Consider the following 21,947-nt stretch of genomic DNA (forward strand, 5'->3'; position numbering starts at 1 on the left):
TTTGCTTGCATTTTATCCATTGCTGCGGGAAACAAAGGCCCCATATGCTGCGCAGGCATAACGACAAGGACGCGTTCGATGACCCTCAATCGCCCAACACCGCACCCCGTATTTTCGCTTGCCGAAACCTCCGGCCCTGCCCTTGGCGACCTGCCCGGCTGGAAACTCTCGGATCTCTATCCCTCGGGCGATTCGCCGGAATACAAGGGCGACATTGAGAAGGCGGCGACGCTGGCGGCGGCTTTCGAGGATAAATGGAAGGGCAAGCTTGAAGACGCTGCAAAGGCGACGGGCGCCAACGGCATCGGCGCTGCTCTCAAGGAATATGAAGCGCTGGACGATCTTATCGGCCGCATCGGCTCCTTTGCGGGGCTGACGTATTTTTCAGATACGTCCAACCCGGCAAACGGCAAGCTTTACGGCGACGCCCAGGCGAAACTGACGGATATTTCCGCCCATCTGCTGTTCTTTACGCTTGAACTGAACCGCATCGACGACGCCGTAATGGATGCCTGCATGGCAAACGATGCCTTAGCTGGGCACTACAGGCCGTGGCTGGTGGATTTGCGCAAGGACAAGCCGCACCAGCTCGATGACCAGCTCGAACAGCTATTCCTCGAAAAATCGATGACGAGTGCCAGCGCCTTCAACCGCCTGTTCGACGAGACAATGGCCGACTTGCGCTTCGATATAGACGGCGCAAGCCTTTCGCTGGAAGTAACGCTCAATATGCTTCAGGAGCCGGAGCCGGAAACTCGCAAGAAGGCAGCGCAGGCGCTCAGCACCACCTTCACCAATAATCTGCGGGTCTTCACCCTCATCACCAACACACTGGCCAAGGACAAGAATATTTCCGACCGCTGGCGCAAGTTCGAAGACATCGCCGACAGCCGCCATCTGGCAAACCGTGTGGAGCGCGAGGTAGTCGACGCTCTGGCTGCCGCCGTGAAAAATGCCTATCCGCGCCTTTCGCATCGTTATTACGCCATGAAGGCAAAATGGCTCGGCATGGAACAGATGAACTACTGGGACCGCAACGCGCCGCTTCCCGATACATCGAATACGATCATTCCATGGGATGAGGCGAAGGACACCGTGCTGTCCGCCTATGGCGATTTTGCGCCGGAGATGGCCGATATCGCCCGCCGTTTCTTCGATGAGCAATGGATCGACGCCCCCGCCCGGCCCGGCAAGGCGCCGGGCGCCTTCGCGCATCCGACCGTGCCTTCGGCCCATCCTTATGTCCTCGTCAACTATCTCGGCAAACCGCGCGACGTGATGACGCTTGCCCATGAGCTTGGCCACGGCGTGCACCAGGTGCTGGCCGGCGACCAAGGCGCGCTGATGTGCGCGACGCCGCTGACGCTTGCCGAAACTGCCTCCGTTTTCGGAGAAATGCTGACCTTCCGCAAATTGCTTGACGACACGAAGGACGTCAGGGAACGCAAGGCCATGCTCGCCCGCAAGGTCGAGGACATGATCAACACGGTCGTGCGACAGATCGCGTTTTATGAATTCGAACGCAAGCTGCACACCGCCCGCAAGCAGGGTGAGTTGACCTCCGAACAGATCGGTGAATTGTGGCTTTCCATTCAGGCCGAGAGCCTCGGCCCGGCGATCAAGATTTCCGAAGGGTATGAGACCTGGTGGACCTACATCCCCCATTTCATCCACTCTCCCTTCTATGTTTATGCCTATGCCTTCGGTGATTGCCTGGTGAACTCGCTGTATGCCGTTTACCAGAAGGCCGAGACCGGCTTTCAGGAGAAATATTTCGAGCTTTTGAAAGCAGGCGGCACCAAGCACCATTCGGAACTTCTGAAACCATTCGGCCTCGATGCGACGGACCCTTCCTTCTGGGACAAGGGTCTTGCCATGATCGAAGGGCTGATCGACGAACTGGAAGCGCTTGACAGCAAACAGGCCTGATCGGCTCCGAAAAATACCGATGACAGGCGACGAGCAAAGGCAATGAAACGCAAACCCGCCGATCTGACCTTGAGAGAAACGCTGCGCTGGGAGCCGCAATCGGGCTTTCAGCGCATTGACCAGCATATGCGCCGGCTATTGCGCTCAGCCGATGCGCTCGGTTTCCGAGCACCGGCCAACGCGGTTCAGGTACTGGAGAAGAAGGTGGGCGGCGAAAGTCCGCTCTGCGTGAAGCTGGTCATGAACTACAAGGGTGAGCTCGATATCGAAACGGCCGACTTTCGGCCGTTGCAGGAGGGAACCGTCTGGCGGATCCGCATCGCGACGCAAACCAGGCTTGATTCCGCCGACACCTTCTATCGCCACAAATCATCGCGCCGGGAACCCTATGATGCCGCCCGCGCCGAATTTTCAGCCGGGGATGCAGACGAGGTTCTGCTGCTCAACGAGCGCGGCGAGTTGTGCGAGGGATCATCGACCAGCATCTTCGTCGAAATGCCGGACGGGCAATTGCTAACGCCGCCGCTCGACAGCGGTATTCTGCCGGGCGTCCTGCGTGCCGATCTCATCCGCCAGCGCAAGGCACGCGGGCAGGCATTGAAGCCGGAGGATATTGCCGGTCGACGGCTGTTCGTGGGAAATTCGCTGCATGGGCTGATTGCGGCGGAGCTGGTCTAAACCGTCACCGCCAAAAGCCGGTCGCGGCCCTTTTCCTTGGCAGCGTAAAGCGCCTGATCGGCGCGCATGAAAACATCGTCGGCACTTTCTGCCATCCGATAGGTCGTCATTCCAGCGGAACAGCTATAGGAAAAATCCGGAAACTCGGCCAGAGGTCTGGAAAGACGCACCTTTTGCAGTAGCCGCTCGACGATCTCCCGGCTCTCAACAACCGAACTGCGCGGCAGGATGAGCATGAATTCCTCACCGCCGATCCTGCCAAAACAATCCACCCGCCGGACGACGGAATGGGCGATCCCGACAAAATCGCGCAGCACCGCATCGCCGCATTTGTGGCCGAAACGATCGTTGATGTGCTTGAAAAAGTCGATGTCGAGCGTGCAAAGGCAAAAGGGCGCTTCAAGCCCCTTGCCGACCCGCTCCACCTGTAGCGCGAGTTTGGCGAAAACAAAACGCCGGTTCGCCGTTCCCGTCAATTCGTCGGTCTGCGAGGCGCGCACCGCCAGATCCCGGTCCTGCCGCAGGGTTCTGTAGCCCTGGCGCAATTCGGTGACATCGCTTGCGACACACAGCATCCAGCCATCCTGCTGCACCGTCTCCGTCATCCAGAACCAGCGGCCGTCATACATATCCATCTCGAAGGCACGATACGGCAGCTTGCCGCGCCGGGACTGCGCCGACAAAAGCCAGCCCTCGAAATCGCTGTTTCTGACGACCACGCCGGTTCGCAGACGGTGGTTCAAGCGCATGATTTCCGCCCAGGTCGAAAAATCATCGTCGGCAAGCTGAAAGCTCTGCCGAAACGACGGGTTGGCATGCCGCAACCGGTCTTCGGAATCGTAAAGTGCAATAAGAACGGGGGTGGCGCTCTGAAGCGCTGCGACACGCTCAATAAGACTATTCAACAGGCAACACTCCTGTGATGACGAAAAGCCCCCTTTTCGTCATCTTGCAAAAGCCCCCAAGCCCTAGGACATATACACGAAAAGAAGAACTTGATTATAAACGTAGTCTCTAAAATGCGAAGGGGAAGAATGCGGTCGGAAGGTCTCGACTTCAATCTCGCCGGATCGCAACCGCGCAGAACGGGATCACCACACACCAACCCGTCACAACTTTCGCATCCCGGGCTTGCGCTACCGTCATATGTCCGTCATGCACCTGCCCTTTATTGTGGCACGCTTTTATGATCTAGCTTACTTATTGGCTTAAAAAGGAAAAATGACGAATGACGGACGCAAACCATCCGATTTACGGCGATATTGACGGCCCCATCATCATGATCGGCTTCGGCTCCATCGGGCGCGGCACTCTTCCGTTGATCGAACGTCATTTCAACTTCGACAAGACCAGGCTCGTCGTCATCGACCCGCGCGAGGATATCGCAGCGTATCTGGCCGAGAGAAACATTCGCCATATCCGTACGCATCTGACCAAAGAAAACTACAAGGAGGTGCTCAAGCCACTCCTTAAAGGGGTTCAGGGTCAGGGCTTCTGCGTCAATCTTTCGGTCGATGCCGCATCCGTCGATCTGATGAGGCTCTGCCGCAAACATGGCATGCTCTACATCGACACCGTAGTGGAGCCGTGGCCCGGCTTTTACTTCGATGCAGACGCCGACAATGCCTCCCGTACCAATTATTCGCTGCGTGAGACCATGCTGAAAGAAAAGGCTCGGAAACCGGGCGGCACAACGGCCGTTTCCACCTGCGGTGCAAATCCCGGCATGGTGTCCTGGTTCGTAAAACAGGCGCTGGTCAATCTCGCCAAGGATAGCGGTCTCGACATCGAAGAGCCGCAACCGCATGACCAGCTGGCATGGGCAAAGCTCATGCAGCAGCTCGGCGTCAAGGGCGTGCATGTGGCAGAGCGCGATACGCAGCGGGCAAAAAATCCCAAGCCATTCGGCGCATTCTGGAACACCTGGTCCGTCGAGGGTTTTATCGCCGAAGGTTTTCAGCCCGCCGAACTCGGCTGGGGAACGCATGAAAACTGGATGCCGAAAAACGCGAAAAAACAAAAAAAGGGTAGCAAGGCAGCGATCTATCTCGATCAGCCCGGCGCCAATACGCGGGTACGGACATGGTGTCCCGGACAAGGGCCGCAATATGGATTTCTGGTCACCCACAACGAGGCGATCTCGATTTCCGACTATTTCACCGTCCGCAATGACGATGGCAATCTGATCTACCGGCCCACCTGTCACTATGCCTACCACCCCTGCAACGACGCCGTCCTTTCCCTGCACGAACTTTTCGGTAATGGCGGCACGCCGCAGCCGATCCAGCATGTGCTTGGCGAAGAAGAGCTTGTCGATGGTGCCGACGAGCTGGGTGTTCTTCTCTACGGCCATGACAAAAATGCCTATTGGTATGGCTCGCGGCTAACCTTGCAGGAGGCACGGGCGCTCGCCCCCAGCCAGAACGCGACCGGATTGCAGGTCAGCTCCGCGGTACTGGCCGGAATGGTCTGGGCGCTTGAAAATCCGCAGGCCGGCATCGTCGAGGCGGATGAAATGGATTATCGCCGTTGCCTCGAGGTGCAGCGTCCCTATCTTGGACCGGTCGAAGGACATTACACGGACTGGACGCCGCTCGACGGTCGCCCGGGACTGTTTCCAGACAATATCGACACCTCGGATCCCTGGCAGTTCCGCAACATCCTCGTGCGCTGAGGGCATGGCGTCTCATATTTGTCACGCAGGTGTTTTCATGACGGATGTCAGGAACCCGGGAGAGCAAACAACGTTGCCTTGAAATAAATAACGCTTCACGGCATGGTCGAAACATCAGGGTTTCATCGAATCGCAGGAGAACAGGCTCATGAACTTCAAGACAAGCGCTGCTTTGCTTTGTGCCGCAATCGCGGTGTCTTCATGCGTTGCGCCGGGTCCCTCCCAGCAGACGTCGATGGCACCCTCGCTTGCCCGCGGCCCGGCCGTGGATGGCCGCTGGATCGACCGCAACGGCATCGTATCGACATTCCAGAACGGTGCTTTCTCCACCCGTTCGACCGATACCAACACGCTTCTGGCATCAGGCACCTATGTCACGATTTCGCCGACGCTCTATGAAATCAACATGACGTCGCTGGTGCGCAACACGCAATCGCGCGTCAACTGCGCGCTCGTCTCCCCGGCACAACTGAATTGCACGACAGACAGCAACAGCCAGTTCTCGCTAACGCGTCAGGGCTGATAACACAGTCTTTTCAATGGTATGATCTTTTAAAACGCACGCCTCAAGCGTGCGTTTTGCTTTATTGCGCCACTGTCACAATTTCCGCTTGCGGCAGCTGCCGCTAAATGGAAACATCGCGCTTTGAAAGACTGACATACTTTCAGACTAGAGAATGAGCACGGCCTGATGATGATCGACCGGCCAGGGCTTCCGCTTTGAACAGGAGAGAGGGACCATGAAGAAAATTTTGAGACTGAGTATGCTGAGCGTTTCCGCGATAACGCTTTCAGCCGGAGCGGCTCTGGCCGATTACGAACTCAACATTCTTCACATTAACGATTTTCACTCCCGTATCGAATCGATCAATAAATTCGACTCGACCTGCTCGGCGGAAGAGGAAGGCAAAAACGAATGCTTTGGCGGCGCCGCGCGCCTCTTGACCGCAATCAACCAGACAAGGGACGCGCTCAAGGCTCAAGGCAAGAACGTTCTCTTGCTCAATGCCGGCGACAATTTTCAAGGCTCGCTGTTTTACACCACCTACAAGGGTACCGTTGAAGCCGAAGTGCTGAACGCCATGAAGTTCGACGCCATGACCGTCGGCAACCATGAATTCGACGATAGCGAAGACGGGCTTGCGGGCTTCCTCGACAAGGTTCAGTTTCCGGTCGTGACCGCCAATGTGGTTGCCAGCGCCGCCTCGAAAATCGGCGATCGCGTCAAGCCGTCCATCGTCCTTGAAGTCGGCGGCCAGAAAATCGGCATTGTCGGCGCTGTCGCCAACGACACGGCGGAACTTGCGACCCCCGGCCCCAATATCACCATTGCGGAAGATGTCGCGAAAATCAGCGAACAGGTGCAGAAGCTGAAAGGCGAGGGTGTCAACAAGATCATTGCCCTGACCCATGTCGGATATCCACGCGACCTCGAATTCATCGCGAAAATCCCGGATGTGGACGTCGTTGTCGGCGGCCACTCGCATACGTTGCTCTCCAACACCGACCAGAAGGCCGAAGGACCTTACCCGACACTCGTCGACAATCCCGGCGGCTACAAGGTTCCGGTCGTTCAGGCAGGGCAATACAGCAAATATCTGGGTGACCTGCGCGTCGTCTTCGATGACAGCGGCGTGGTCAAGGAAAGCAAGGGCGATCCGATCCTGATCGATTCATCCTTCAAACCCGACGAAGCAACGCTCAAGCGTATCGATGAACTGAAAGCACCGATCGAAGCGCTGAAATCGAAGGTCGTCGGCACTTCGGAAGGCCCGATCGAAGGTGATCGCAAGGTTTGCCGCGTCAAAGAATGCTCCATGGGTAATCTGGTAGCGGATGCGACCCTTGCCCGCGTCAAGGATCAGGGCGTCACCATCGCTTTCGCAAATAGCGGTGGCCTGCGCTCCTCCATCGATAGCGGCGATGTCTCGATGGGCGAAGTCCTGACGGTTCTGCCGTTCCAGAACACGGTCGCAACTTTCCAGCTGAAGGGCGAGGATATTCGCGCTGCCCTCGAAAACGGCGTCAGCCAGATCGACGATGGCGCAGGTCGTTTCATGCAGGTTTCAGGCATGAAATATTCCTTCGACCGCTCCAAGCCGGCCGGCAGCCGCGTTACTGCGGTCGAGGTCAAGGAGGGCGACGCTTTCGTGCCTCTCGACCCGGCAAAGACCTACACTGTTGCGGCGAATAATTACGTTCGCACCGGCGGCGATGGCTTCAAGGTATTCGCGACCAAGGCGATCAACGCCTATGACTTCGGCCCCAACCTCGAAGAGGCTGTAGCTGCCTATATTACGGCCAACAGCCCCTATAAGCCCTTCACGGACGGCCGCATCACCGAAGTGACGCCTGCCGGTTATGTGGCTCCGGCAAAGCCCGCTGCATCAGCGCCTGCCGCAACAGCACCGGCGGCAACTGCAACCGCTCCGGCCGCCACACCAGCCCCGGCTCCCGCAGCACCTGCTGCGACTGCACCTGCCACCACCACGCCGGCAGCGGCCGCGGCTGCCGCCAGCAAATATGTCGTCGCAAAGGGCGATTCGCTCTGGAAGATCGCGGCGGAGAAGTATGGCGACGGTGCCCTTTGGACCAGGATTGCCAAGGCAAACACGCTGAAGCATCCGAACCATATCGAAATCGGCGAGGAACTGGAGGTTCCGGCTCAATAAGCCGTGAACACATACAGACAGGGCAATTTGCCGCAGACGGGAAGCCGGCCTCGCACCATGAGGCCGGCTTCTTATTTTCCCTTTAAAAACAGATCATTACAGGCTGCGTTTTATCAAAAGACAATGCGTCCGTTACCGCACCTCGGAAATCACCTCTGCAGGTGGTTCAATCCTTACAAATTTCGTCTAGAACACGTGAACAAATTGACGGCACGAGCATATAGCTTGAGCATTTCCGGCAAAACCGCGTCACGGTTTGCGTCCGGCCATGTATAAAAACAAAAAATGGAGCGTTTCCGCCCTTTATCCCAAACGGAAACGTTCTCATGCAACCAGTACGAGTTCAGGGTGTCATTCATGACGACAGAATTATCCGCACTTCCCGTAGACCATCCCCGCGTAAGATTTGGCAAGGTTGGCGTTCTGCTTGTCAATCTTGGCACGCCGGATGGTACGGACTATTGGCCGATGCGACGTTATCTGGCGGAATTTCTGAGCGACAAACGCGTGATCGAATGGTCGCGCCTCTACTGGTATCCGATCCTGTACGGCATCGTCCTCAACAAGCGCCCGCAGAAGGTCGGCAAGGCCTATGAGGCAATCTGGAACCGCGATCGCAACGAAAGCTATCTGCGCACCTATACTCGCAGCCAGGGCGAACTGATGGCACAGGCGCTGAAGGATTTGCCGAATGTCGTCGTTGACTGGGCCATGCGCTACGGCCAGCCTTCCATCGCCTCGAAAATCGACGCGCTGAAGGAGCAGGGATGCGAGAAAATCCTGCTATTCCCGCTCTATCCGCAATATGCCGCATCGACCACGGCGACGGTGAACGACAAGGCTTTCGAACATCTGATGAAGCTGCGCTGGCAGCCCGCCATCCGCACCGTTCCGCCCTATCATGACGATCCTGCCTATATCGAGGGGCTTGCCGCCTCCGTCAAAAACCATCTGGCAACGCTGGACTGGGAACCCGAGATGCTGATCACCTCCTTCCACGGCATTCCGCAATCCTACTTCAGGAAGGGCGATCCCTATTATTGCCACTGCCAGAAGACCGCCCGTCTGCTGAAGGACGCGCTGGGACGGACCGAGAAGAACTTCATGATCACCTTCCAGTCGCGTTTTGGGCCAGAAGAATGGCTGCAGCCCTATACCGACAAGACCATGGAAAAGCTGGCATCCGAGGGCATCAAACGCATCGCCGTCATGAACCCCGGTTTCGTATCGGATTGTCTTGAAACGCTGGAGGAAATTGCCGGTGAGGCCGGAGAAATCTTCCTGCATAATGGCGGCGAGAAATTCACCCACATCCCGTGTCTCAACGACAGCGTCGAGGGTATGACAGTTCTCGAAAAGGTTGTACGACAAGAGTTGCAAGGTTGGGTGTAATCTTGCCATAACGATGCGGGTGTACGATCCCAAAAGTTTGTGGTGCTGGAGGAGGAAGTGATGATTGCATTGGGCGGTTTCGATATCGTCGTCATAGCGGCGGTTGTTTTGGTCATTCTGGTGCTCTTTGCCGGCATCAAGACCGTACCGCAGGGACATCGCTACACGGTTGAACGGTTCGGGCGCTACACCCGCACACTCGAGCCGGGCCTCAACCTCATCGTGCCGTTCTTCGAAAGCATCGGTTCGAAGATGAATGTGATGGAGCAGGTTCTGCATATACCGACACAGGAAGTTATCACCCGCGATAATGCCAGTGTCTCAGCTGATGCCGTCACTTTCTATCAGGTCCTCAATGCCGCACAGGCCGCTTACCAGATCACCAATCTGGAAATGGCGATTGAAAACCTCACCATGACCAACATCCGCTCGGTAATGGGCTCGATGGATCTCGATGAGTTATTGTCGAACCGTGATGCCATCAACGATCGCCTGCTGCGCGTGGTTGACGAGGCGGTGGGACCATGGGGTATCAAGGTTACGCGCATCGAGATCAAGGATATCGCGCCGCCGAAAGATCTCGTCGATTCCATGGCAAGACAGATGAAGGCGGAGCGTGAAAAACGCGCGCAGGTGCTGGAGGCCGAGGGCGCCCGCAATGCTCAGATTCTGCGCGCAGAGGGCGCAAAACAATCTGCCATTCTCGAGGCGGAAGGCCAGCGCGAAGCGGCGTTTCGCGATGCCGAGGCCCGCGAGCGTCTGGCCGAGGCCGAAGCCAGCGCCACCCGCATGGTGTCGGAAGCCATCGCTGCCGGCAATGTCCACGCGATCAATTACTTCGTTGCCCAGAAATATACCGAAGCGCTCTCCAATATCGGCACCGCCAAAAACTCGAAAATCGTGTTGATGCCGATGGAGGCTTCTGCGTTGATCGGCTCGCTCGGCGGCATAGGGGCAATCGCCCGTGACGTTTTCGGCGACAAGGGCGATGCACCAACCGCGCCCGCCGTCCCCGCATCTTCCCGCTCGGTGCCGCCGTCGCGGCCTTCGGCCCAGGCCATCAACGTGACAATTCCCGGTAATCCCTTCGGCTCTTCATCGGAGAAGTGACGATGCTGCAACGGCTTGCCACGGAACTGGGACCATGGAGCTGGTGGATTGCCGGCTTCATTCTGCTGGCTGCCGAGTTGGTCGCTCCGGGCGTGTTTCTGATCTGGATTGGCATTGCCGCGCTGGTGATCGGCGCGCTCTCCCTGCTGCTCTGGGATGCTGCATTCTGGGCGTGGCAATTGCAACTGGTGCTTTTTGCCGCCCTCTCCATCGCCTTCGCCCTGCTTGGCAGGAAATATTTCGGCAAAAACCGTGAGGCAAGCGACGAACCCTTCCTCAATCAACGGGAAGCAAGCCTTGTTGGACGCACAGCGACCCTGCAGGAGCCGGTTGTCGAAGGACGCGGCCGCATAAGGCTGGACGATACCTGGTGGTCCGTTAACGGTGAGGACATGCCAGCCGGAACACGTGTCAGGATCGCAGCTGCGCGTGGCCGCACCCTGACAATAGAGCCGCTCGACCGCCCATAGCGATCAGGCTACACCGATTCTCAACAGATCGTGGAAATGCACCAGCCCTATTGGTCGGTTATCGTCATCAACGACGATCAGCGCACCGATATGGAATTTTTCCAGCGTCGCGAGAGCGCTGGTCGCCAGCACCGATTTTTTGACCGTTTTCGGAGTACGGGTCATAATGTCGTCCACCGTCAATTCCGCGAGGTTGCGCGACAGGTTGCGCGCCATATCGCCCTCGGTGACGATGCCACACAGACGGCCATCCTCGTCCAGAATACCGACGCAGCCGAAATGCTTGCGGGAAAGAACACTGACTGCTTCCGGCATGGAAGTTCCCTTGCCGACTAGCGGCACCCGGTCGCCGGTATGCATGATATCGCTGACCAGCGTAAGGCCCGCGCCCAGTTTGCCGCCGGGGTGAAACACCTTGAAATCACCGGCAGTGAAATTGCGTGCTTCCAGAAGCGCAACGGCAAGGGCATCGCCAAGTGCCAGCTGCATCAATGTGGAGGTGGTAGGCGCAAGACCGAGCGGGCAGGCTTCCTGTTCATTGGGAACCAGAAGCACGATATCGGCTGCCTTCGCCAGCGATGCACTCTCCGAACATGTAAGTGCAATCAGCGGGATGGAGAAACGGCGCGAATAGTTGATGATGCTACGCAGCTCTGAACTTTCACCGCCTTTGGAGATCGCCAGCACTACGTCATCACCGCCGATCATGCCCAGATCGCCGTGGTTGGCCTCTGCCGCATGCACGAAAAACGCAGGCGTTCCCGTGGAGGCGAAGGTGGCCGCGAGCTTGGCGCCTATGTGGCCGCTTTTACCGACACCGGTGATGATGAGGCGGCCATTAGACTGGCCGATCGTCTCGATCGCCTTGCAGAAAGGTTGGGAAAGCCCGTTCCTGAGGGCCTCTTCAAGAGCGGCAAGGCCAGCCCTCTCCATCGAAATCGTCCGCACGGCGGATTCAATCGCATTGTCTTCAACCAGTTTGACGGCTCTCGTAATCATGGCCGACTGTTACTATTTCAACCGGAATAAGTCCACTCTACAGCCGAAAATCGCCGCTCTTTAGTGGCGCAGGTTCGGCGGAGAAATCTCCTCCATCGTTCCCATCCGCTTGAAAGGGATGTTCTCTTCATCGACCAGGTATCGCCCGACTGTCCTTATCCACGAGATAGAGCCGTCATCACGGCGCACGGCATATTCCTGATGGTAAAAGCTGGCGGCCTTGAGCGTCGTGAGCGCAGTTTCGATCACATGATTGCGATGGCCGATATCCACTTTTTCGAGCATCTGAAAAATGCTGATGCCCTGCATCGCCTGCCGCAAAGGAATGCCCAAGAGTTCAGCGCAGACTTCGTCTAGATAGAATCGGTCATTGGTAATATCCCAGCAATAAAAACCGACCTGCTTGACGTTCAAAACGGGATTCATGAAACGACGCTGTGACACAAAATAAAAATCAATTGGATTGCTAAAATAAAACGGATGAGTTCCACCCAATCATAGGGCGATTCCGTATCAAAATGAAACGTTTAAATCTGATCATATTCGAAATATTGGGCATCTCGGCAAATTTTCTTCAGTCGCGGTGCCGAAGCGGCCAGATCGAACGAGGAAGCCCCCCAGCTTTGCCGCAGCCACAGATGTGGTGAAATCGGGGAGGTCTTTATCAACTGTTAACCATAAAAATCCTATTGTTAAAGCGATATTAAAACTTGCGTCGCGTGTCTGGTCTCTTGGTCGTCCACTTCATCTGTCTGCCGCTCATTCGGCTTCAGGAAATGCTGAGACGAACTTTCGATCCGACATGGGCCAAATGCGCCGGGTGAAGAGGAATGATTGTGAAGGGCACCGCCACACGTCTGCCGACGTCGCGGAAAGCAGCAACCCTGCTGCTGCTTGCCTGTACGCTTCTCTACACCCCGGGAACTGTTTTCGCGCAAACAGCGGCCACGCGGCTGCCGGTCGCAGTTCCATCCGGCGATGCAACGCCGGCCGAGAACCCGACAACGACAACTGAAAACGAGGCAAGCACGGTGCGAGCAGCACCGCCACAGCAACTATGGCGCCCCTCGAATAATCCGGGCGACCCGATTTCCGAACAGCAGGAAGAAGCGGGCCAGCCTTATGCCGACGCGGAAAACCCATATGAGCCAACGGTAGACGGCGGTGAAAACCCGCAAAGAGCCACCGAACCCGGACAAACCCCCGGCATCCGGCTCGGTACATTCCTGCTGCGGCCCTCGATCAGCCAGACGATCAATACGGAAAAGCAGACGAACACCGGCGGCCCTTCCAGACGTAACTACCTGACGACGGGTATTCGCGGCACGCTAACCAGCGACTGGTCCCGCCATGCGCTGACTGTAACAGGCGATGGCGCCTGGGAGAAAAATTTCGGCAGCAAGAATGGTGAAGAGCCGAGGGCGCGGATAGAAGCCGATCTGCGCCTCGATCTCGGCGAAGAAACGACGGCTAATCTCAAGGCGGGTTACGAATTCAGTCGTGAAGGCACCACGGACCCCAACGCTTTGACCGGCGCTGCCGTGCAGGGCGGAGAACACCGTTTCACGACCGGCGCATCGATCCAACGGGATTTCGGCAAGCTGCGCGGGCTGGCGGCGCTCGATCTGTCGCGTACGGTCTACACGGATGCAAAGGGCATAAACGGCCAGCCGATCAGTCTTAGCGATCGCGACCAGAACGGCGCGAACCTGCGCGGCCGCATCGGCTACGAATTGTCACCGGCCCTGATCCCGTTCCTCGAATTGAACGCGGGAACGACCAAATATGACAGGCGCCTGGACAATACCGGTTACGCACGGTCCTCGAATTCCTACGGCGCCAAAATTGGAGCCGAGGTCGATCTTGGCGAGAAGACCCGCGGCGAGGCCGCCATCGGCTATCTACGCAAACAATATGACGACGACCGCATCGCTTCCATCGGCGCGCTGACACTGGACGGCGAACTGAGCTGGTCGCCGCAGCGCGGCACCAACGTCAATCTTGGCCTGCGCACGACGATAGAGGATTTCGCCGGCGGACCACAGGGCGGCTGGATTTCCTATCGGCTGGATGCCGGGCTGACCCATGAATTGCGCAGCAATCTGGTCGCGCGGCTGACCGGGCAGATCGTGCACCGGACATTTCCCTCCTCCGATATCGAGGATGCCGTGGAATACACCGCAGGCGCTGGCTTGACCTGGGGGCTGAACCGCTATCTCGATCTGACGGCGGACGTCAGTTATCAGTGGACGCCAATTTATGACAGCAACGAACTGCGCGTCGGCGCGGGGCTTGTCCTGAAACGATAGCGTCGCCCCAAACAGAAATCCCGGCGCGAAGGCCGGGATCCCGTTGTCCAGTTGGTAAATTACTTCAGTCCGTCGATAAGAGCCTTGATCGGCTCCTCGATTGCGGGGCGGATGTCAGCGCGTTCGAGCGCGAAAGCGACGTTGGCAAGAATGAAACCATCCTTGGCGCCGCAATCGAACGTCTGCCCGCGGAAATGATAGCCAGCGAATCCCTGCGACTTGGCAAGCGTCAACATGCCGTCCGTCAGCTGGATTTCGTTGCCGGCGCCCCGCTCCTGATTTTCCAGAATGTCGAAAATCTCAGGCTGAAGGATGTAGCGACCGTTGATGTAGAAATTCGAAGGTGCCGTACCCTTGGCAGGCTTCTCGACCATTTCAGTGATCTTGAAACCCTCGCCCACGGCGTTACCCACGCCGACGATGCCGTATTTATGCGTCTGATCGGGAGCGCATTCCTGCACCGCGATGACGTTGCCGGCGGTCTGGTCATAAAGTTCGACCATGCCCTTGAGGCAGCTTTTCTGTGAGTGCATGATCATATCAGGCAGCAGCACGGCGAAAGGCTCGTCGCCGACAATATCACGCGCACACCAGACCGCATGGCCAAGACCAAGCGGCACCTGCTGACGCGTGAAGCTTGCCGTGCCCGCCTTGGGCAGAAGGCCGGCAAGCAATGTCAGCTCGGCATTCTTGTTGCGCTCGCGCAGCATTTGTTCGAGTTCAAATTGAATATCAAAATAATCTTCAATCACCGCCTTGCCGCGGCCGGTGACAAATACAAAATGCTCGATGCCCGCTTCCGCCGCCTCGTCGACGACGTATTGAATGACCGGCTTGTCAACGACAGTGAGCATTTCTTTCGGAACCGCCTTGGTTGCGGGCAGGAAACGCGTACCCAGACCTGCGACCGGAAATACGGCCTTCCGAATTTTCTTATGTTCTACCACATATCCCTCCTGAGAGATAAAACTTGATCACAATCCCCGCACAGTGTTGTTATTTCAAAAATAACAACGTTTTGTAAAGGGTGACGCTACCATCTATTAATGGTAAAGAATTTGTTGACATTCTTTTGTTATGCATGACGACGCCCGATGCGTTTTCGCAATCGAAATGACATTCGAGAGAACGAAAGACTGACGATGACAAAGATGATCCTTTCAAATGTCCGCAAATTCGGCTGCATGATGGTTGCAGGTCTGGCGATCTCGCTGGCCCCCGTCTCGGCCCGGGCCGATGCTGGGTTCAAGCAGTGGATCAACCAGTTCTACGCAACAGCCGCGAAAGAAGGCATTAGCAAGGCGACCTACCAGAAAGCCTTTGCTGGTGTCAGCGAGCCGGATCCGGATGCGCTGCGCAAGGCGACCTTCCAGCCGGAATTCACCACCCAGATCTGGGATTATCTCGATTCCCGCGTCAACCCCTATACGGTGCGCATCGGCCGCGAGATGAAGATGAAGCACGCGACGACGCTCAACTGGATCGAGCGTAACTTCAACGTCGACAAACATATCATTCTCGCCATCTGGTCGATGGAATCGAATTACGGCGCGGTTCTCGAAAAGCCGGAGCGCCTGCACAATATTCCGCAGGCACTGGCCACGCTCGCCTATTCCGACCCCAAACGCGCCAAGTTCGCGCGCACGCAATTGATCGCCGCACTCAAAATCCTGCAGGCAGGCGATGTCACGCCCAAGCAGCTGACGGGTTCCTGGGCGGGTGCGATGGGCCATACCCAGTTCATTCCGACCAGCTACCTGCTCTATGCTGTCGATGCGGACGGCAATGGTAAGCGCGACATCTGGCACTCGGTTCCGGACGCGCTGGCGACGGCCGCCAATCTACTCGCCAAGAATGGCTGGGAACCCGGCCGGACTTGGGGTTACGAAACAGCCGTGCCGCGTGGCGGCGCCCGTTATGAGGGGCAAACGAAGTCCATTGCGGAATGGACCAAGCTTGGCTTTGCCCGCCCGAACGGCAAGAATTTCACCCGCGGCTCCGATCGCGCCATGCTGAAACTGCAGGGTGGGGCAAATGGTCCAGGTTTCCTGATGATGAAAAACTTCTTCACCATCAAGAAATACAACGCATCCGACAGCTATGCGCTGGCCGTTGGCCTGCTTGCTGACGAGATCGCCGGTTATGGCGGCATGCAGCAGAAATGGCCGCGTCCGGACGGCACGCTGGATATTCGTGAAAAATTCGAACTCCAGACCCGCATGAAAGAACTTGGCTATTACGATGGCGAAGTCGATGGCAATTTCGGCTCCGGCTCGAAGGCGGCGATCAGCGCCATCCAGTCGCGCATGGGCCTCGAAACCGACGGTCAGCCGTCGCAGCGATTGCTGAGAGCACTGCGGAATTGATAATATGCCGGTGAATTCGGCGGCGGTCTTCAACGCCGCCGAAGCATCCGGAAGGATCGATGTCATGAGTAGGAAACCTGCGGCGAAAAGCACAAGTACGGGCTGGCGCATCTGCGCCATCATTCTTTGTGCTGTCTTGTGCACGCCGCTTGTCCCTTCGCAAACCTTCGCCCAGGAACAGCGACGCACCCTGTTCGAAATGCTGTTTGGCCGGCCCGTGGGCCGGGAGGACACGCCCGGCCGCGAATACCAGCCCCGCAGTCGCCGGGATTTCCCGGCTGCCCCGCGTGAAAAATCAGTCACCCGCCCGCAACCCGCAAGAAAAGCGCCTTCGGTGGTTCAGATGCGAACCATAAAACCGGAGCCGACCGCCAAGCTTGAAAATGCAAGGCGTGTTCTGGTCGTCGGTGATTTTCTGGCCGGTGGCATGGGGGAAGAATTGGTCAATGCCTTCGCCAGCTCTCCGGGAATTTCGGTCGATGTGCGCGCGAATGGTTCTTCGGGCCTCGTACGCACGGATTATTACGACTGGTTCGCCAATCTGCCGCAGTTCATAACCGAAACAAATCCTGCCACCATCGTCATCATGATGGGATCGAACGATCGCCAGCAGATGCAGATCGGCGATACCAGGGAAAAATTTGGCACCGATGTCTGGTTCAAGGAATATGAGCGGCGGATCGATGAACTTCTGGCCCTTGCTGGCCGGCCAAAGGTGCCGCTGCTGTGGGTTGGCCTGCCGGCCTTCCAGTCAACCTCACTCTCGGCCGATCTCGTCGGCTTCAACCGGCTTTATCGCAGCCATATCGAAAAATACGGCGGCGAATTCGTCGATGTCTGGGACGGCTTTGTCGACGAGGCCGGTAAATTTGTCATCACCGGCTACGACATGAACGGCCAGCAGGCCCGTCTGCGTGAGGCAGATGGCGTCGGCATGACGCAGGCCGGCAAACGCAAGCTTGCTTTTTACGTCGAGAAATTCGTGCGCAGGCACCTCGACAGCGCCGGACCGGACCTCGTGAAACTGGACGGCAGCAATTTGCCTGCACTCACCTCCCTGCCCGCGCTTGGCATCGACGCGGGACAGGTGCGCACCCAGCCGATCAGCCTGACCGATCCGAACCTCGATGGCGGTGACAAGCTGCTTGGCGATGTCCCTTCGACGGCGGTATCGACACGTGTCTCGGTGGTGGAATCGCCACGCGAACGGCTGACCAAGCGGGGCGAGATGGCCGATGCACCGGCGGGTCGTATCGATGACTACCGGATTGTCCCGGATACTGCTCAGGCCAGACAGTAGCCACTTCTCCGCCGTCGCTACGGCTCGAACCGGCGTAATGTTGAGGCAACCCGGCAGTGGCAGGATAAATTCAGCTTTGCAGCAAATGCGGGGTCGGCCAATTGCCCTCCCCTGCCCGCGTCTTACTGCACGGTGATATTTATCCGATGCCCCCGCGCCCCTTCCTCTCCGGGAAGGCGTACGCCAGACACTGCCGAGTACAATTCATGCGCCTGCTGCTTGTTGAAGACGAACGCGAAATGGCAGCAGCCCTTTCCGCCGCCCTGCACCGGTTCGATATCATCGTGGACAATGTCGGCACGCTCGATCTTGCCCGGCATGCGATCATGGACGGTGTTCACGATCTTGTCGTGCTCGACCGGCAATTGCCCGATGGCGATGGCATCCAGCTTATAGAAGATCTGCGTCTGCTGCCCGTCACACCGCCCGTCATCGTGCTGACAGCGCAAGGCACGCTTGCGGATCGGGTGAACGGCCTGAACCTTGGTGCGGACGATTATCTGGCCAAGCCCTTCGCTGTCGAGGAACTCCTTGCGCGCATCCGCGCCCTGATGCGCCGGCCAGCCGGCAGCGTGACGATGACGGCGAAACTGGGCAAGCTGGAATTTTGCTTCGAAACCCGCGAAGTCCGCATCAAGGGAGAGTTTATTCCCCTGACCAGACGCGAATTGCTGATCCTTGAAGCCCTGTTGCGTCGGCAGGGCAGAACGGTGCTGCGATCGGTACTGGAAGAGGCGGTTTATAATTTCGACGATGAAATCCAGTCGAATGCGCTTGATTCCCATATCTCCCGTCTGCGCCGCAAATTGCAGGCAGCGGATGCGGGTCTGGAGGTTCACGGTATTCGCGGCGTCGGTTATCTGCTGAGGGCGGCCTCATGAAATCGGCCGGAAGGAAATCGCTCAAGCGACGCCTGACCATTCAATTGCTGCTTTTCCAGATCGGCAGCCTTTTCATCGTCACTGCCGCCTTCGTCGCTTACCTGTCCAGCGGCGCCTCGGGCAGCGCCCTTCTCAGCCCGGCAGCGGCCCAGATTACAGCCAATGCCATCATGCGTGACAAGGATGGCCGGCTGATGCTTGACGAAACAAATGAATTTGTCGAACTGCGCGACAGTATGCCCGGTTTCTGGTTCGTTGCAGTCAGCGAGAAAGGTGAGATCGTGCAGGGTGGGCCGGTGCCTGAGGCCTTTAGCAACATGGATCAACAGCTTAGCGACGTCAAAGTGTCGGACGTACGCGATGCGGCATTGTCCTACTCCTATCTTGCTGTCTTGCGAATCGCCGTCGTGCGTCGTGCATCGGGACCGGCGGGCGAATTCGTTATGGTCGGCAAGGGCGGAGCCTTCAGTATGGCATTCCCCGTCCTGCTGTTCTCCAACATACTGATCATGCCGATCCTCCTTATCATGTCCATTGTGACAATCGTGACCATTCCATGGATCATTCGTCGGGAATTTTTCGCACTTTCCGCTATTGCGCGAACGGCGGAAAGCATCGACATCGACAAGCGCGGATATCGATTGCCGGATGGCGATATTCCATGGGAGGTGCAGCCGCTCGTGCATGCCGTCAACGGAGCGCTGAAACGGCTGGACGATGGTTACGAGCGGCACAAGCGCTTCATTCTCGACGCCGCCCATGAATTGCGGACCCCTGTCGCCATTCTCCAGACCCGTGTCGAAACGTTGCTGGACGGACCGGACCGGAGCCGGATATTAGCCGATGCCAGCCGTATCGCCGTGCTTGCCGAACAGTTGCTCGATCTGCAACGACTTGGCGGGCAAAAGGCGCCGCTTATTCCACTAGATCTTGTTGGCCTCTGCCGGTCTGTCGTCGCTGATATGGCGCCGCTTGCAATCTCTCAAGGCTACGAACTTTCGTTCGAGCCGGACGAAGAGCCGATCCTCGCCCTTGCCGATGACGCCTCGCTGCAACGCGCCCTGATGAACGTCGTGCAAAACGCCATCGAACATGGCGGTAATCGCGGAACGATCACCATAAAACTGGGCGCCAACCGCGTGATCGACATATCCGACGAAGGCAACGGAATTCCCGAAGAGGACCGGGAAGCCGTGTTTGACGCATTTCACCGGTTGATACCGAAGGATCGCGGTACCGGGCTCGGTCTCAATCTCGTGCAGGAAATCGTCCGCTACCATGGAGGCGAGATCAGCATCAGTGATTCCCCATCTGGCGGCGCCTCCTTCCGCATCAGCCTTCCCTATTGCTGAAACGAATCCTGTCTTCGGAAGCACGTAATGTCATTGCAATTCTCAGGCGCGATATGTTGCCCATCCCCCTGAATGCGAAACCTCCATCGCGTTTCGGTTCTCCAGTCAAACGAAAGGCCTGTTGTAAAATACAACAGGCCTTTTTGTTTTCGTTACGACGGCTTGCGCCGCATCAACTCGCTCAGCGCGGAAGGACGGTTGCGCCCATCAGCTCTTCGTCAATCGCACGTGCGGCCTGACGGCCTTCGCGGATTGCCCAGACCACCAGCGACTGGCCACGGCGAACGTCGCCTGCCGCCCATAGCTTGTCGACCGAGGTCTTATAGTCCGTTTCGTTGGCGATCACGTTGGTGGAACCGCGACGATCGGTGTTGAGCGACAGCTTGCCATCCATTTCCTTCAGCACGCTATCGGTGAAAGGACCGGAGAAACCGATGGCGATGAAGGCAAGATCAGCCTTGATGATGAATTCCGTACCGGCAATGGGCTTGCGCCGGTCGTCCACCTGACAGCACTTCACACCCGTCAAAACGCCGTCTTCACCGACGAATTCAAGCGTGGCAACCTGGAACTCGCGAACGGCACCTTCTGCCTGCGAAGATGAGGTGCGCATTTTCGTTGCCCAGAATGGCCATACGGCGAGCTTGTCTTCCTTTTCCGGCGGCATCGGGCGGATATCGAGCTGGGTGACTTTAACCGCACCCTGACGGAAGGCCGTGCCGACGCAGTCAGACGCCGTATCGCCACCGCCGACGACGACGACATGCTTGCCGCCGGCGAGGATCGGATCGGCCGGCCAGCCGATGCTGTCGATGTTTTCGCGGCCAACGCGGCGGTTCTGCTGCACGAGATAGGGCATGGCGTCGTAAACGCCATTGAAATCGGCGCCACCGATGCCGGCCGGGCGCGGAGTTTCCGAACCGCCGCAATAAAGAACCGCATCGTGATCAGCCAGAAGCGCTTCGACCGTTACATCCACGCCGACGTTGACGCCGCAATGGAAGGTAACACCTTCACCCTTGATCTGCTCGACACGGCGGTCGATGAAGTTCTTCTCCATCTTGAAATCCGGAATACCGTAACGCAGCAAACCGCCGGGCTTCGATTCACGCTCGTAAACGTGGACCTCATGACCGGCGCGGCCAAGCTGCTGCGCTGCCGCCATGCCGGAAGGACCGGAACCGATGATGGCGACCTTCTTGCCGGTGTGGATCGTCGCCGGCTTCGGCACGATAAAGCCCAGCTCGTAGGCCTTGTCGGCAATCGCCTGCTCGACGGTCTTGATGGCGACCGGTGCATCCTCGAGGTTCAGCGTGCAGGCTTCCTCGCAGGGTGCCGGACAGACGCGGCCGGTGAATTCCGGGAAGTTGTTGGTAGAATGGAGGTTGCGGATCGCCTCTTCCCAATTGTTGTTATAAACCAGATCGTTCCAGTCGGGGATCTGGTTGTGCACGGGACAGCCCGTCGGGCCGTGACAGTAGGGAATGCCGCAATCCATGCAGCGCGCCGCCTGCTTCTGCACCTCGGCATCCGACATCGGAATGGTGAATTCGCGGAAATGGCGGATACGGTCCGATGCGGGCTGATACTTGCCCACCTGCCGGTCGATCTCAAGAAAACCTGTAACCTTGCCCACGTTTATGTCCTCACATCAAAGCGGAGCGCCTGTCGGGCCCCAGTACCAGTAAGCGAAACCGAAAGCCGCCCCCAATACGATGAATTCAAATCCGGTCTCGCCGCTTGTCCAATAGATCACCATGGGAACGGCGACCGCGATCATCAGCGAGACCAGTTGGTGTAGTATCCTCACGCGGC

At 57.6% G+C, this 21,947-nt stretch carries 19 protein-coding genes; 13 read left to right on the top strand and 6 right to left on the bottom strand.

Annotation, left to right across the window (positions count from 1 at the left end):
* The first annotated feature begins 78 nt into the window (after positions 1 to 78).
* Positions 79 to 1,929, top strand: a complete 1,851-nt coding sequence (locus RBH71_RS07840) for a M3 family oligoendopeptidase (RefSeq protein ID WP_323687236.1) — start codon at positions 79 to 81, stop codon at positions 1,927 to 1,929.
* A 42-nt stretch (positions 1,930 to 1,971) separates the two neighbouring features.
* Positions 1,972 to 2,607: an aminotransferase class IV family protein gene (locus RBH71_RS07845; RefSeq protein ID WP_097099901.1), complete on the top strand. Its 636-nt coding sequence runs from the start codon at positions 1,972 to 1,974 to the stop codon at positions 2,605 to 2,607.
* Here RBH71_RS07845 and RBH71_RS07850 read toward each other — a convergent pair.
* Positions 2,604 to 3,512 (bottom strand): sensor domain-containing diguanylate cyclase, encoded by a 909-nt coding sequence (locus RBH71_RS07850; protein WP_003511446.1) that lies wholly within the window; start codon positions 3,510 to 3,512, stop codon positions 2,604 to 2,606. The genes RBH71_RS07845 and RBH71_RS07850 overlap by 4 nt on opposite strands.
* Positions 3,513 to 3,835: 323 nt before the next feature.
* Here RBH71_RS07850 and RBH71_RS07855 point away from each other — a divergent pair, with 323 nt between their 5' ends.
* The 6 genes from RBH71_RS07855 to RBH71_RS07880 all read left to right on the top strand — a co-directional run bounded on the left by RBH71_RS07855 (position 3,836) and on the right by RBH71_RS07880 (position 10,925).
* The gene (locus tag RBH71_RS07855; RefSeq protein WP_003511447.1) at positions 3,836 to 5,281 is read left to right on the top strand and encodes a homospermidine synthase; all 1,446 of its coding nucleotides are present in this window, start codon (positions 3,836 to 3,838) and stop codon (positions 5,279 to 5,281) included.
* Positions 5,282 to 5,429: 148 nt separating this feature from the next.
* Positions 5,430 to 5,804, top strand: coding sequence for an outer membrane lipoprotein Omp10 (gene omp10 / locus RBH71_RS07860; protein WP_111803056.1), 375 nt, complete (start codon positions 5,430 to 5,432; stop codon positions 5,802 to 5,804).
* A 217-nt stretch (positions 5,805 to 6,021) separates the two neighbouring features.
* Positions 6,022 to 7,953 (top strand): 5'-nucleotidase C-terminal domain-containing protein, encoded by a 1,932-nt coding sequence (locus tag RBH71_RS07865; protein WP_013761852.1) that lies wholly within the window; start codon positions 6,022 to 6,024, stop codon positions 7,951 to 7,953.
* A gap of 357 nt (positions 7,954 to 8,310) precedes the next feature.
* Positions 8,311 to 9,345, top strand: coding sequence for a ferrochelatase (gene hemH, locus RBH71_RS07870; protein ID WP_003511450.1), 1,035 nt, complete (start codon positions 8,311 to 8,313; stop codon positions 9,343 to 9,345).
* 60 nt (positions 9,346 to 9,405) lie between these two features.
* Positions 9,406 to 10,455, top strand: coding sequence for an SPFH domain-containing protein (locus tag RBH71_RS07875; protein ID WP_003511451.1), 1,050 nt, complete (start codon positions 9,406 to 9,408; stop codon positions 10,453 to 10,455).
* A gap of 2 nt (positions 10,456 to 10,457) precedes the next feature.
* Positions 10,458 to 10,925 carry an NfeD family protein gene (locus RBH71_RS07880; protein WP_003511454.1) on the top strand — a complete coding sequence of 156 codons (468 nt, stop codon included), beginning with the start codon at positions 10,458 to 10,460 and terminating at the stop codon, positions 10,923 to 10,925.
* A gap of 3 nt (positions 10,926 to 10,928) precedes the next feature.
* Here the strand turns inward: RBH71_RS07880 and RBH71_RS07885 are convergent, their stop codons facing one another.
* Together RBH71_RS07885 and RBH71_RS07890 are read right to left on the bottom strand one after the other, a co-directional pair.
* Positions 10,929 to 11,924 (bottom strand): KpsF/GutQ family sugar-phosphate isomerase, encoded by a 996-nt coding sequence (locus RBH71_RS07885; RefSeq protein ID WP_003511455.1) that lies wholly within the window; start codon positions 11,922 to 11,924, stop codon positions 10,929 to 10,931.
* A gap of 60 nt (positions 11,925 to 11,984) precedes the next feature.
* Positions 11,985 to 12,350 carry a PAS domain-containing protein gene (locus RBH71_RS07890; RefSeq protein ID WP_013761857.1) on the bottom strand — a complete coding sequence of 122 codons (366 nt, stop codon included), beginning with the start codon at positions 12,348 to 12,350 and terminating at the stop codon, positions 11,985 to 11,987.
* A 404-nt stretch (positions 12,351 to 12,754) separates the two neighbouring features.
* Between RBH71_RS07890 and uppP the strand changes: the two genes are divergently transcribed.
* Positions 12,755 to 14,233 (top strand): polysaccharide biosynthesis protein UppP, encoded by a 1,479-nt coding sequence (gene uppP / locus RBH71_RS07895; protein ID WP_003511457.1) that lies wholly within the window; start codon positions 12,755 to 12,757, stop codon positions 14,231 to 14,233.
* Between the two features lie 59 nt (positions 14,234 to 14,292).
* Here uppP and galU read toward each other — a convergent pair whose 3' ends face one another.
* Positions 14,293 to 15,180, bottom strand: coding sequence for a UTP--glucose-1-phosphate uridylyltransferase GalU (gene galU, locus RBH71_RS07900; protein WP_111803057.1), 888 nt, complete (start codon positions 15,178 to 15,180; stop codon positions 14,293 to 14,295).
* A gap of 195 nt (positions 15,181 to 15,375) precedes the next feature.
* Between galU and RBH71_RS07905 the strand changes: the two genes are divergently transcribed.
* The 4 genes from RBH71_RS07905 (at position 15,376) to RBH71_RS07920 (ending at position 20,132) form a co-directional block, all read left to right on the top strand.
* Positions 15,376 to 16,599: a lytic murein transglycosylase gene (locus tag RBH71_RS07905; RefSeq protein WP_003511460.1), complete on the top strand. Its 1,224-nt coding sequence runs from the start codon at positions 15,376 to 15,378 to the stop codon at positions 16,597 to 16,599.
* A 64-nt stretch (positions 16,600 to 16,663) separates the two neighbouring features.
* Entirely contained in the window at positions 16,664 to 17,899 is a 1,236-nt protein-coding gene (locus RBH71_RS07910) for an SGNH family hydrolase (RefSeq protein WP_035251581.1), read from the top strand.
* 206 nt (positions 17,900 to 18,105) lie between these two features.
* Positions 18,106 to 18,780, top strand: a complete 675-nt coding sequence (locus RBH71_RS07915; RefSeq protein WP_003511462.1) for a response regulator transcription factor — start codon at positions 18,106 to 18,108, stop codon at positions 18,778 to 18,780.
* Positions 18,777 to 20,132: a sensor histidine kinase gene (locus tag RBH71_RS07920; RefSeq protein WP_003511463.1), complete on the top strand. Its 1,356-nt coding sequence runs from the start codon at positions 18,777 to 18,779 to the stop codon at positions 20,130 to 20,132. The genes RBH71_RS07915 and RBH71_RS07920 overlap by 4 nt, the downstream gene beginning before the upstream one ends.
* Before the next feature lie 181 nt (positions 20,133 to 20,313).
* On the opposite strand, the gene RBH71_RS07925 is transcribed toward RBH71_RS07920, so the two are convergent.
* Positions 20,314 to 21,768, bottom strand: a complete 1,455-nt coding sequence (locus RBH71_RS07925) for a glutamate synthase subunit beta (protein ID WP_003511464.1) — start codon at positions 21,766 to 21,768, stop codon at positions 20,314 to 20,316.
* 15 nt (positions 21,769 to 21,783) lie between these two features.
* The gene (locus RBH71_RS07930; protein ID WP_155846257.1) at positions 21,784 to 21,942 is read right to left on the bottom strand and encodes a hypothetical protein; all 159 of its coding nucleotides are present in this window, start codon (positions 21,940 to 21,942) and stop codon (positions 21,784 to 21,786) included.
* Between the last annotated feature and the right edge of the window lie 5 nt (positions 21,943 to 21,947).

Origin of the sequence: Rhizobium sp. AN68 (assembly GCF_030758035.1) — a bacterium.
Lineage (GTDB): Bacteria > Pseudomonadota > Alphaproteobacteria > Rhizobiales > Rhizobiaceae > Agrobacterium > Agrobacterium tumefaciens.